Annotated in this window: 11 protein-coding genes and 1 pseudogene; 5 read left to right on the top strand and 7 right to left on the bottom strand. The window is 72.0% G+C overall.

What is annotated here, in order from left to right; translation table 11 throughout:
* Positions 1–31: 31 nt before the first annotated feature.
* From ACTYVM_RS31730 to ACTYVM_RS31760, 7 genes are read right to left on the bottom strand one after another with little or no spacing between them, the layout of a single operon-like run.
* Complete coding sequence (locus ACTYVM_RS31730) at positions 32–1,135, bottom strand: beta-ketoacyl synthase N-terminal-like domain-containing protein (protein ID WP_445529280.1); 1,104 nt, start codon at positions 1,133–1,135, stop codon at positions 32–34.
* A gap of 27 nt (positions 1,136–1,162) precedes the next feature.
* On the bottom strand, positions 1,163–2,203 hold the full coding sequence (locus ACTYVM_RS31735; RefSeq protein WP_445529281.1) for a thioesterase family protein: 1,041 nt from the start codon (positions 2,201–2,203) through the stop codon (positions 1,163–1,165).
* A 21-nt stretch (positions 2,204–2,224) separates the two neighbouring features.
* Positions 2,225–3,073, bottom strand: a complete 849-nt coding sequence (locus ACTYVM_RS31740) for an alpha/beta fold hydrolase (protein WP_445529282.1) — start codon at positions 3,071–3,073, stop codon at positions 2,225–2,227.
* Complete coding sequence (locus tag ACTYVM_RS31745; protein ID WP_445529283.1) at positions 3,070–4,032, bottom strand: beta-ketoacyl synthase N-terminal-like domain-containing protein; 963 nt, start codon at positions 4,030–4,032, stop codon at positions 3,070–3,072. Before ACTYVM_RS31745 ends, ACTYVM_RS31740 begins: the two co-directional genes overlap by 4 nt.
* Positions 4,029–5,165 (bottom strand): beta-ketoacyl-[acyl-carrier-protein] synthase family protein, encoded by a 1,137-nt coding sequence (locus tag ACTYVM_RS31750; RefSeq protein WP_445529284.1) that lies wholly within the window; start codon positions 5,163–5,165, stop codon positions 4,029–4,031. Before ACTYVM_RS31750 ends, ACTYVM_RS31745 begins: the two co-directional genes overlap by 4 nt.
* Positions 5,162–6,418: a beta-ketoacyl-[acyl-carrier-protein] synthase family protein gene (locus ACTYVM_RS31755; RefSeq protein WP_445529285.1), complete on the bottom strand. Its 1,257-nt coding sequence runs from the start codon at positions 6,416–6,418 to the stop codon at positions 5,162–5,164. The genes ACTYVM_RS31750 and ACTYVM_RS31755 overlap by 4 nt, the downstream gene beginning before the upstream one ends.
* Positions 6,419–6,473: 55 nt before the next feature.
* Positions 6,474–6,725, bottom strand: coding sequence for an acyl carrier protein (locus ACTYVM_RS31760; protein WP_445529286.1), 252 nt, complete (start codon positions 6,723–6,725; stop codon positions 6,474–6,476).
* Positions 6,726–7,071: 346 nt separating this feature from the next.
* Here ACTYVM_RS31760 and ACTYVM_RS31765 point away from each other — a divergent pair, with 346 nt between their 5' ends.
* The 5 genes and pseudogenes from ACTYVM_RS31765 to ACTYVM_RS31785 all read left to right on the top strand — a co-directional run.
* Positions 7,072–8,289 (top strand): cytochrome P450 family protein, encoded by a 1,218-nt coding sequence (locus tag ACTYVM_RS31765; protein WP_445529287.1) that lies wholly within the window; start codon positions 7,072–7,074, stop codon positions 8,287–8,289.
* 136 nt (positions 8,290–8,425) lie between these two features.
* Entirely contained in the window at positions 8,426–8,650 is a 225-nt protein-coding gene (locus tag ACTYVM_RS31770; RefSeq protein WP_445529288.1) for an MbtH family protein, read from the top strand.
* A 129-nt stretch (positions 8,651–8,779) separates the two neighbouring features.
* Positions 8,780–8,974 (top strand): ferredoxin, encoded by a 195-nt coding sequence (locus ACTYVM_RS31775; protein WP_445529289.1) that lies wholly within the window; start codon positions 8,780–8,782, stop codon positions 8,972–8,974.
* Positions 8,975–9,378: 404 nt separating this feature from the next.
* Positions 9,379–10,281, top strand: a complete 903-nt coding sequence (locus ACTYVM_RS31780; RefSeq protein WP_445529290.1) for a hypothetical protein — start codon at positions 9,379–9,381, stop codon at positions 10,279–10,281.
* A gap of 305 nt (positions 10,282–10,586) precedes the next feature.
* Positions 10,587–11,090, top strand: a pseudogene (locus ACTYVM_RS31785) (hypothetical protein); the annotation flags it as partial.

An 11,090-nucleotide genomic window follows, 5' to 3' on the forward strand; every position in this document is an offset into this window, starting at 1 on the left:
GGCCCGGTCGGCTCCGGGTACGGCCCGGTGCTCAGCGCAGCCGCAGCAGGGCGCAGCCGGTTGTGCCGTCGCGCTCCACCGCGGTGACCACCGCGACCCGCCCGGCGACGCCGGGCGTCCGCTCGGCGACCGCGAGCACGGAGGCGATCTGAAGACTCACCGACGCAGCCGACGCGTCCCCGAACAGGGCGGTGTTCCGCACGGGTTCGAGCGCCTCGGCGCCGAACACCTCGGCCAGCACACCGCGTTCCCGTGCGCCGAGCGCGTCGCCGGCGCCGCACGGGACGGCCGCCCACACCTGCGACGGGTCGACCCCGGCGCGGTCCATGGCGCGGCGCAGGCAGGAGCTGAGCACCGTCGGCAGCCGGCCCTCGGCGAACACGCCGCTCTCCACGGCGAGCACCTCGGCCAGCACGTGCTCGGCGGCGACGGACTCCTCGGGCTCGAGGAGCAGCATGCCGGCGCCCTCGCCGAGCAGCGCCTGCTTCTCCTCGTCCCCCCTGGTGTGCCACTCCAGCCAGGCCCGCTCGTTGGAGTACTCCTCGGCGGAGCCGCACAGCACCGCCTCGGCCCGGCCGGCGCCGAGCAGTCTGCGCGCGTAGTTCAACGCGAGCAGCCCGGACAGCCGGCCGCCGGCGATGGTGGCGTTCGGGCCCTTGATCCGGTGCCGGATGGCGCACTGTCCTGCCGCGCAGTTCATCACCGTGTTGGGCATCTGCGCCGGGTCGACGAAGTACGGCTTCTCCCCGGTCAGCGAGTCCCGGGTGAAGTCCATCATGCTCTGCGCACTGCCGGTGGTGGTGCCGAGCACGACCGCCCCGCGCTCCCCGGTGGCGACCTCGCGGTTGCGCTCGGCGTCGTCGAGCAGCGCACCGACGGCGCTGACCGCGAGTCCCGTCACCCGGTCCATCGAGCGGGTGCCCTTGCGGCCCAGCGCCGCGCGCGGGCTGAACCCGGGCACCAGCCTGGCCCGCTCGTCGGGCACCTGCCACTGCTCGCGGTCGATCCGGACGGCGGTCTCACCGCCGTCGTGCATCCCCTCGACGAACGCCGCCCGCCCCATCCCGAACGGGGACACCGCCGACCAGGCGGTGATCACCGGTCCGCGGACGGCGCCCATGGTGTCGCTGCTCATGGCAACAGCTCCTTCTGCCGGGTCAGGTCAGCCGGCGGCGGGGGTCTTGCCGCCGAGCGCGGCCAGCACCTCGTCGTCGAAGGTGACCAGGGACCAGTCGCGCTCCGGCGACTCCTTGGTGACGTAGCCGTGCGTGATGCGTCCGGTGGCGACCGGCACCAGCGCGCCGTCACGCACCACGTAGCAGTCCATCCGGGCGGTGAACAGGACGGCCTTGAAGACGTCCTCGACCGTGAAGACCGTGTACAGCTCGTCCTCGATCCGCACCTCGTCGGTGAGTTCGATGTCGCACTTGGTCACCACCGGGATCCAGTTGCGCTCGTCCAGCAGGCGCTGGATGGCGATCCCCCGGTCGGCGACGAACAGGTGCAGCACCTCCTCCATCTGGCGCAGGAAGCCGGACATCTGCATGTGGCTGGTGAAGTGGCAGTAGAAGTAGGGCACTCGCCACTTCCAGCCGAAGGCGTTGTCGTCGCCGATGAGCTCGGCCAGCACCGGGTCGCCGGAGCGCGTGGTGACGCCGCGCTGCGCGGACAGGTCGATGTTGTCCACCGGGACGGCGGTGAGCTCCCTCGGCGTCGCCTGTCCCAGCCGGGGCACCACGAAGCGGGTCAGGCGCTCGGGCAGCGGCTTGGGGTCCGGCACATGCTCGATGGCCCGAAGAGCGACCTCGAACTTGCTGGTCACCGCCTTGCGCGGCGCCCCGTCCCGCTCCACGGTCCCGGTGAGCGCGAAACGCAGCCGGGTGCCGGAGTCCTTGGTGACCGGCTTGACCTCGACGGCGACCGTGTCGTCCAGGGTGAGCACCGTGTGCAGCCGGGTGTCCACGGAGACGACGTCGAAGCCGACGCCGTACTCGACGTAGAGGGTCGTGGCGCCCAGACCGGCGGCGCGGAAGTGCTCGAGCACGGCGGCCTCGAGCAGGTAGTGCACGTGCTTGAAGCCGATGGTCGTGCTGATGTTGCCGCCCTCGTAGGACGGCCGCAGCGAGAAGTGGCCGGTGGCGTCGAGGAAGTCGCTCAACGACTGCTCGGTCGGCTCGGGGACGCTGCTGATGGGGGACGTCATGGTGCGCAGGCTCCTGTTCTGTCAAGCGGGTTGGTCGACGGCTGCGGGCGCGGTGCGGCCGAGCGAGTCGAGGAACTCCCCGAGGGCGGCGGAGAAGGCGTCCGCCCGCTCCACCATCGGGAAGTGGCCGGCCCCGGGGATGAACCGGCAGCGGGCGTCGGGGAGAGCGGCGGCGAGTGCCGTGCTCTCGGCGGGGACGGCGGTGAAGTCGTCCTCCCCGCCGATCACCAGGCAGGGCACCGTGATCAGGTCGGTGCGCAGCCACGGCGTGTGCAGATAGCTGCGGAAGAAGCTCAGGTAGCCGTACGGACCGACCCGTTCGCAGACCCGCTGCGCCATGTCGCGGCGCAGCGAGGGGTCGAGTCGGGGCCCGGCCACCACGCGGATGCCCTCCTCCATGGTGCGGCGGAAGTTCTCCAGCATGTCGCCGACGACGCCGTACTCGAAACTCTCCGGATCACGGCGGTAGAACGGCGACACCAGGACCAGGCCCTCGATGCCGTGGCGGGCGAACGGGTCGCCGCCCCGGGCGACTTCCTCGCTGAGCAGGTCGAGCAGCAGCACGGTGGAGAAGGAGTGGGCCACGACGACGCCGGCGCCGCCGGGAACCTGTCCGAGCGCGTCCGCGACCGCCCGGGAGGCGTCCTGGCCGTAGGCCCAGTCCGGCGACCCCCCGCCGCCCCAGGGCAGTTCGGCGGCCCACAGGTCCAGGCCGCCCGTCTCGTGCCCGGCCAACTCGTCCCACACGGAGGAGCTGTTGGCCAGTCCGTGCAGCAGGAGGGCGCGCGTACCGCCCGTGGCCCGCTTGCGGTGCACCGTGCACGCCGCGGCGCCGGTCCGGCCCGGCGACCGCGGCCGGTCACGGCTCACCGGGCGTCTCCGGGGGCGAGCAGCAGGGCCCCGGCCACGCCGTCGTTCCCGCGCCCGGCCAGCGCGTACAGAGGGCCGGGCTCGCCCGCGTCGAACCGGCCGGTGGCGGCGGCGCACTGCGCCAGGCCCAGCGCACCGGAGAGCACGCCCCAGCCGTCGGGCATCCGGTGCCGGGGAACCCCGGCGAGCAGCCCCGCCGGCGGTTCGGTGCCGTCGGCGGTCTCCGGCGGGTACCAGCCGGCCGGGACGCCCGAGCCGAGCGCGTCCAGGCGTCCGACGCACTCCTCGACGCCGCCGGTGCGCACGAAGCCGCCCAGCAGGGCCCTCGGCCGCACGCCGCGCGCCCGCGCGGTCCCGGCACGCTCCAGGACCACCGCGACGGCCCCGTCCACGATCCGGTCCGCGCCGACCAGCGCGCGCACCACCTCGTTGTCCGGCTCGACCCCGACGACCAGCACCTGCTCGGCCCGGCCGGAACCCAGCATGCCCGCGGCCCAGCGCAGGGCGTCCAGCCCCGAGGAGTCGCCGTTGCAGACGGTCAGGTTCGGGCCGCCCAGCTTGAACCGGATGGCGATCTCGGAGGCGACGATGTTGCTGGAGGCGTTGGGGCTGTCCATCGGGCTCGTGCCCCGGGTCGTCTCGGCCGCGATGGTCGTGACCACCCGGCAGACGGTGTCCGCGTTGCCGTAGTTGGACGCCACCACGACACCGACGCCGTCGCCCTCGACCAGCGGGCCGTCCGCGTCCCGCAGCCCGGCGTCGCACAGTGCGGCGAAGGCCGCGCACAGACCGAGGCGGGTTGCGCGGTCCTTGTACTTCAGGCCCTTCTTGCCGAGCCGTGCGGCCGGGTCCACCGGCTCCGCAGGGAACTCCGGCCCGGCCACCAGGTCCTCGGTGCCGGCCACCCCGGGCAGGGCAGGACCCACACCGCTGACCACGATCCTCGGGAACTCGCTCATCGGGCCGCCTCCACGATGGCCACCGCGTTCAGTCCGCCGAAGCCGAAGCCGTTGACCTGCGCCACCTCGACGCGGCCCGTGGCCTCGGTGGTGTGCACCAGCCGCAACGCGCTCACGTCCTCGGTCGGTTCGTCGAGTTCGGTCACCGGCGGGATCCGCCCGGTCGACATGGTCCGCAGGGCCGTGATGAGGCTCAGCACCCCGGCCGACCCGGCGGTGTGCCCGGTCATCGACTTGACGGCGGTCACCAGCGGCACCCGCTCGTGCTCGCCGAAGACCTCGCGCAGGGCCCGCACCTCGACCTCGTCGTTGAGCGGGGTGCCGGTGCCGTGCAGCATGACCAGGTCCACGTTCTCCGGTTTCACCCCGGCCCGCCGGTGCGCCTGCCTGATCGCGGCGGCGACCCCGGCCTGGAGCGGCGCGGTGGTGTGGTGGGCGTCGCAGTTCACGCCGACCGAGCGCACCCGGCCGTGGACCCGGCGGTGGCCGTCTGCCTCGCGGGCCAGCACGATCGCGCCGGCGCCCTCGCCGAGAATGGTGCCCTTGCGGTCGACGTCGAAGGGTCTGAGCCGGCCGGGCGGCTCCAGCTGGAAGGCGTCGGTCAGCCCGAACATGCTCTCGGTGATCGAGTCGGCGCCCGCCACGATCACGTGCTCCACCGCGCCGCTCTCCAACTGGTCGACGGCGAGTGCCAGCGCGTAGAGCGAGGCGGAGCAGGCGTTGGAGAAGGTGTGCGTGTCGACCGCGCCGAAGCGTTCCCGCAGGGCGGTGCCGAAGTGCATCTGACCGGCCCCGAACGCGGCGCCGTCGCGCCACCACAGCTCCAGCGACCGCAGTTCCCGCAGTCCGGTGCCGACCAGGATCGGCACGTCGCGCAGATCCTCGCCGAGGCCCGCGTCGCGGGCCGCCTGCCCGACCGCGTCGAGCAGGAACGCGGTCGCCCGGCCCGGCACGTCCACGCCCGGCGCGGGCCGGTCGTCGATCTCGAAGAGGTGACCGGCCTTGAACTTCGACCGGTCGAAGCCGCGCAGCGGAGCCAGTCCGCTCCGTCCGGCGCACAGGCTCTCGAACAGCTCGGACGGGTCGCGGCCGATGCTCGCGACCGCGCCGACACCGACGACGGGCCGGGTCATGAGTCCTGCTCCTCGTACTTGGCGAGGATCACGACGGCGTTGTTGCCGCCGAAGGCCATCCCGTTGTTCTGCACGATCCTCAGGTCGGCGTCGACGGCGTGGTTGGGCACGCAGTCGACCTCGCACTCGGGGTCGGTCTCCCGGTGGTTGATGGTGGGCGGGATGAACCCGCCCTCGACGGCCAGGGCGCAGGCGATCGCGGCGAGCGCGCTGGCGGCGCCCATGGTGTGGCCGAGCATCGACTTCAGCGAGACGGTGCGCGGCGGTTCCTCGCCGTAGACGTCGCGGACCGCGCGGGTCTCGGTGACGTCGTTCGCCTTGGTGCCGGTTCCGTGCGCGGAGATCAGGTCGACCTCGGACGGTTTCACCCCGGCGTTGTTCAGGGCCAGTTCCATGCAGCGGGCGATGCTGCCCTGGTTGGGTGCGACCGGGTGGTCGGCATCGCAGTTGAGCCCGTAGCCCAGCACCTCGGCGTGGATGGTGGCACCGCGGCGCAGTGCCGACTCCAGGCTCTCCAGGACCAGTACGCCGGCGCCTTCCCCGGTCAGGATGCCCTTGCGGTCCTTGTCGAACGGCCGGCAGCGGTCCGGGGCGATCGTGCCCAGCCGGTAGAAGCCGGCGAAGGTCTTGCGGCACATCGCGTCCGCGCCGCCGCACAGCGCGAACTCCACCTCGCCGGTGCGCACCGCGTCGTAGCCGTAGCCGATGGCGTAGTTGCCCGCGGCGCAGGCGGTGGGGATGGTGACCGCCTCGACGTCCTCCAGGCCCAGTTCGTGTGCGACGGCCGTGGCCAGCCGGCTCGCCGGGACCCGCCGGACCACCCGCGGGTCCATCTTCTCGGGTCCGTGCTCGATCTCGGTCTCGACCAGGCGGTCGAGGTCGTGCGATTCCCCGTCGGTGGACCCGATGGAGATCAGGCCGCGCTGTCCGCGCAGGACGTCCTCGCTCAGCCCGGCATGGTCGACGGCCATCCTGGCCGCGGCCACCGAGAAGCGGGTGGCCGGGCCGAGTTCGTCGATGTCCAGGGTGCGGATCCACCGGCTCGGCTCGAAGCCGACCAGTTCGCAGCCGTTGGCGTGGGCGAACCCCTCGGTCGCGAACCTGGTGATCGGCTTGGCGCCGCTGAGCCCGGCCCGCAGCCCCTCGGCGAACTCGACCGCGCCCACACCGATGCTCGAGAAGACTCCGAAGCCGGTCAGGACCACGCGATGCGCTGGTGGTGCCGACCCGTTGCTGGTTGCAGTTGCACGCATGGTCTCTCCGTCCGGTTTCGATCGGCGGTGCCGCGGTGGTACCGCTCGGTCGTGACTACTTGCCGGCGGCTTCCGCGACGACCTCTTCCACGCCCTTGAGGTTGACCATGCGGCCCAGCTCGGCCTGGTCGATGACGACGTGGAAGTGCTTCTCCAGGGCGGCGAGGATCTCGATCGCGCGCAGCGAGTCGGCGCCGTGGTCCTCCTTGAACAGGCTGCTCTCGGTGACCTCGTCCTCCTCGAGCTCGAGAATGTCGCAGACGATTTCCTTGATTTTCTCGGACATGCTCTCCGCAGAGGTCGTCATATCGCTCCTGCTCCCTCGTGATGGTGACGCCGGCCCGAACGGGCCGCGCATGGAATGGACGAGTTCGATCACCAAGGCCGGCACGGAAGTTCCGCACTCGTACTGGCAATTCGCGGTGGAATTCGGCGCATCACTCACACGCCTCGGTGAACGTAGCCGGGGTGAACCGGCGTTCACCAGACCGGTACGAAGAATTCGAATCAGCCATGTGCGGCCCGTCCCGGAGCGGCACATCGAAGATTCCACATCAGCGCTGACTACCGCGCCGGGCGGGGCCAGGCTGGTGGGCCGGACGTGCCCCGCGAGCAGGGCGGAGGCCCACCGGACGACCGCAGGGAGGGCATCGATGGCAGCCGGCGGAGCGCTTTCGAAGTACTGGATGTTCAGTGACGCATACACCCAGAACCCGTTTCCGACCTTCGCCGCGCTGCGCGCCGAGCAGCCGGTGGCCATGGTGGAGACGCCCGACGGGGCGCGGGCCTGGGTGGTCACCCGGTACGAGGACGTCCGCAACGCGCTGGCCGACCCCCGGATGAGCCGGGACATCGGGAACCTGTACCAGGCGCTCGGCCGGCAGATCGGCAAGGAGCTGAAACCGGCCGACGAGATCACCCATCACCTGGCCAACTCCGACCCGCCGCGGCACACCCGGCTGCGCAAGGCGCTGGTGTTCGCCTTCACCCCCAAGCGGGTCGCGAACATGCGCCCCAGCCTGGAGAAGGTCGTCGACGAGCTGCTCGACGAGCTGGCCGGGCAGCCGCAGCCGGACCTGCTGGCCGGTCTCACCGAGCCGCTGCCGATCATCGCCATCGCCCAGCTGCTGGGCGTTCCGGCCTCCGACTGGCGGCAGTTCAAGGTCTGGTCGAACACGATGCGGTCCACCGACGCCGCCGATCCGACCGGTGTCCTGGCCGAGCACACCAGGCAACTGTCCGCGTACATGACGGATCTGATCGCGGAGAAGGAACGGCACCCGACCGACGACCTCGTCTCCGCGATGGTGCACGCCGAGGGCGACAGGCTGCTGACCCCGAAGGAGATCCTCTCCACCGCGTTCGCGCTGATGACCGGCGGCAACGAGACCACCACCGCGCTCGTGACCGGCTGCTTCGTGGGGCTGCTGACCCACCCCGAGCAGGCCGGGCGACTCAAGGCCGACCCCGACCGGATCCCGCAGGCGGTCGACGAGCTGATCCGCTTCGCCGGCCCCATGATGTACACCCTTCAGCGGCTGACCCTGGAGGACGTCGAGATCGCGGGCACCACGATTCCGGCGGGCGAGATCGTGATGCTCTCCCCGGCCAGCGCGAACCACGACCCGGAGGCCTTCCCCGACCGGCCGGACGAACTGGACATCGACCGGCCGAAGCCCGTGCACCTCACCTTCGGCCACGGCATCCACTACTGCATCGGAACGCACCTGGCCCGCGCCCAGGCGGAGATATCGATCCGGCGCGTCTTCGAACGTTTCCCGGATGCCCGTCTCGCCGTGCATCCCTCGGAACTGCGCTATCAGCCCGCCCTGCTCGTCAGGTCGCCGGCCGCGCTTCCCGTCAGGCTCTGACGTTCCCGGCGGATTGTCCCGCCGGAAATCCGACCGTCCCAGGGAGGATCGAAAAACCCGATACGAAGGATTCCCGCAATCCCCAATGGACACAACCCGGTTCAGGCGGACCGCAGCGCAGGATGGAGAAGGGCATATGAGCACCAATCCTTTCGAGGACAACGACGCCGAGTACTACGTTCTGGTCAACGACGAGGGGCAGCACTCCCTCTGGCCGGCCTTCGCCGAGGTTCCGGCCGGCTGGACGGTCGCGCACGGCCGGGACACCCGGGAGGCGTGCCTGGAGTACGTCAACGAGAACTGGACCGACATGCGGCCGCTCAGCCTGGTGCGTGAGATGGAGGCGGCGGTCGGCAAGTAGCCGGTGGCCGCGGGCTGATCTGTGCGCGGGCGGTGACGTCCGTGGGGCGGTGACGTCCGTGGGGCGGTGACGCCGCCCCCGCACGGATCGGCCCTTTCCGCGCCCCGAGGGCGTTGCGAGGAGGAAGTCATGAAGGTTCTCATCGACCAGGGCACGTGCGTCGCCTCCGGCCAGTGCGTGCTGACCGCCGCCGACGTGTTCGACCAGCGGGACGAGGACGGCACCGCCGTCCTGCTCGACGACACCCCGCCCGCCGACCGCGCGGACGACGTCCGGCGCGCCGCCGCGGTCTGCCCGGCCCAGGCGATCCGACTGGAGGAGTGACGGAGGAAGCTCCGGAGGGGGAGCCGAGAGGCGCCCCGACCCGTCTCCGGCGGTTTACTTGCTGGCAGAAGTTTCTTTGTTCCAGGGCCCGTTGACGTGGAACATGTCGCGGAACTAGCGTCCCATCCAGATCAAACGTGTCCCAGGTGGGCCCCCACGTCCCATGAGGGCGGGGGACCCGCGCCCAAACCGCCGGCGCCCGCCGTCCCCATCGTGCGGCCCGGCGGCCGGCAGTGCGCGATCGGGGCGCGGGCGCGGCCTTCACCAGGCATGCCCAACGCCACGCGGTCGAGCACTCAGGCGCAGCCAGATCCGGCCAGACGGGGTGAGGAATGCGGAACGAGTTCGGGCGAAGGTCGCATGACCATGGGAGGGCCGACGGGGAGGGAACCGGCCGGCACGACATGGACAGGACCCTCCGGGACGTGCACTCCCTGATCCTCTCCACGGTGGCGAAGCACCAGGAGCACCCGGACGGGACGTCCCGCGCACCGCTCGCCACCGCCCTGAAGCCGGTCGACACCGAGATCCTGGCCGCCGCCGCGGAGCTGGCGAAAGGGGCCGGACGCACGGTCGACGCCGTGGTCGCCTTACCTGCCCATGCGGAGGCCGTCGACGCGATGCTGCGCGAACTGCTGCTCGGCCGTGACTCGCTGCGGATCCGGATCCTGTGCACCCGTGCCACGCTCGACCACGACCTGGTGCGGGAGTTCGCCCGGCGAGGACGCAAGGCCGTCCGCATCGCCCGCATTCCGCTGATGACGGCCCTGATCGCCGACGGCCGGACGGCGCTCGTGTGCACCGAGATGGCTCGCGAGCGCCAGGCGTCCGTCCTGCGGGCGTCCTCCGTCACCCAGTGCGGCCAGACCCTCTTCGACACCGTCTGGGGCCATGCCGTCGACGCCACCGCGTGGGCGGGCCTCGGCGCCCACGCCCGTGTCGAGCTCGTCCAGCAGATACTCCACTACCTCCACACCGGGGCCACCGACGAGGCCGCCTCCCGCGAGCTGTCCATCTCCGTGCGCACCTACCGCCGGCACATCGCCACCATCATGGAACTCCTCGACGCCAGGTCCCGTTTCCAGGCGGGGGTACGCGCCGCGGAACTCGGCCTGCTGACCACCGGCGTCCGCCCGGGGGCGGAACCGTCCCGCGGGCGCCCGGCGGCGGGATGGGCGGCGGGCGGCGGCACACCGCCCCACCGCGACGGCTACCCCCCGGCCGCCCTGCGCGCCGTCCAGTCCGTACCGCAGTTGGCACAGCGCCACTCCTACGAGCCCGGTCCGATCGCCGATCCCAGGTCGTGACCCGCCGTCCGTTTGTGATGGCTTGTGACGGCTTCCGACCGGGCGGGATCGATGTGTTTCGGTTCACGGATGCGTGGCGGCGCGGATGCTCGCTCTGTCGTGCGGACGCTCATACCAGAGCGGGACGCTTCCTGGGGGATTTCGTCAACTGTCCCCTTCGCTTGACGCGTTGGTGACTACTGTGAGTGTCCGTGGGGCGACGCGGAGCCATGCACGGGCCGCTGTCGACCGGCACAGCGATGGCGCATGCCCGCTCGCGCCCCGGGCGCGAGTACACAGGCCCGACGGACCCGTACGAGGAACAGATGTCTCACCTTCGTGCACCGGCCGCCCGCGCAGACCGCCGTGAGGGCGGGCGGCACGGGCGGCCGGTGACCCGCACCGTCCCCTCGCTGCCCGAGACCCGTTTACGGCGTCAGCTGCTGAGCCTGGCGGTGCTGCCGCCGACCTCGGTCGCGCTCAGCGCCGGCGCGGCCGTGCTCTTCACCGTGCGTTCCACCGGCGCGCGTCCCGGTCCCGTCCTGTGGGCCGTGCTCGCCGGAGCACTCGCCGTCACGTTCGCGGGCATCGCGATCGCCGCCGTCGCCGCAGGCCGGGCCGCCCGGTCGGTGCACGAGCGGATCGGCGTCCTGCGCCGCGGCACCGCGCGCCGCGAGGCCGAACTGCCCGCCCTCGTCGACGCGCTGCGCCGGGGCGAGGCTCCACCACGGCGCACGCCGCGCGGCGGCCCGCCGGAGGACGCCGACGAGATCGACCTCCTCGCCGCCGACCTGACGCGCGCCCACGACGGGGCCGTCGTCGCCGGCGTG

The organism is Streptomyces cyslabdanicus, assembly GCF_052663305.1.

Bases quoted from the DNA above. Each gene is read 5' to 3' on its own strand.
- ACTYVM_RS31755 (WP_445529285.1), bottom strand. From the start codon at position 6,418: ATGCGTGCAACTGCAACCAGCAACGGGTCGGCACCACCAGCGCATCGC.
- ACTYVM_RS31780 (WP_445529290.1), top strand. From the start codon at position 9,379: ATGGACAGGACCCTCCGGGACGTGCACTCCCTGATCCTCTCCACGGTG.
- ACTYVM_RS31735 (WP_445529281.1), bottom strand. From the start codon at position 2,203: ATGACGTCCCCCATCAGCAGCGTCCCCGAGCCGACCGAGCAGTCGTTG.
- ACTYVM_RS31770 (WP_445529288.1), top strand. From the start codon at position 8,426: ATGAGCACCAATCCTTTCGAGGACAACGACGCCGAGTACTACGTTCTG.
- ACTYVM_RS31765 (WP_445529287.1), top strand. From the start codon at position 7,072: ATGGCAGCCGGCGGAGCGCTTTCGAAGTACTGGATGTTCAGTGACGCA.
- ACTYVM_RS31745 (WP_445529283.1), bottom strand. From the start codon at position 4,032: ATGAGCGAGTTCCCGAGGATCGTGGTCAGCGGTGTGGGTCCTGCCCTG.
- ACTYVM_RS31730 (WP_445529280.1), bottom strand. From the start codon at position 1,135: ATGAGCAGCGACACCATGGGCGCCGTCCGCGGACCGGTGATCACCGCC.
- ACTYVM_RS31775 (WP_445529289.1), top strand. From the start codon at position 8,780: ATGAAGGTTCTCATCGACCAGGGCACGTGCGTCGCCTCCGGCCAGTGC.
- ACTYVM_RS31750 (WP_445529284.1), bottom strand. From the start codon at position 5,165: ATGACCCGGCCCGTCGTCGGTGTCGGCGCGGTCGCGAGCATCGGCCGC.
- ACTYVM_RS31760 (WP_445529286.1), bottom strand. From the start codon at position 6,725: ATGACGACCTCTGCGGAGAGCATGTCCGAGAAAATCAAGGAAATCGTC.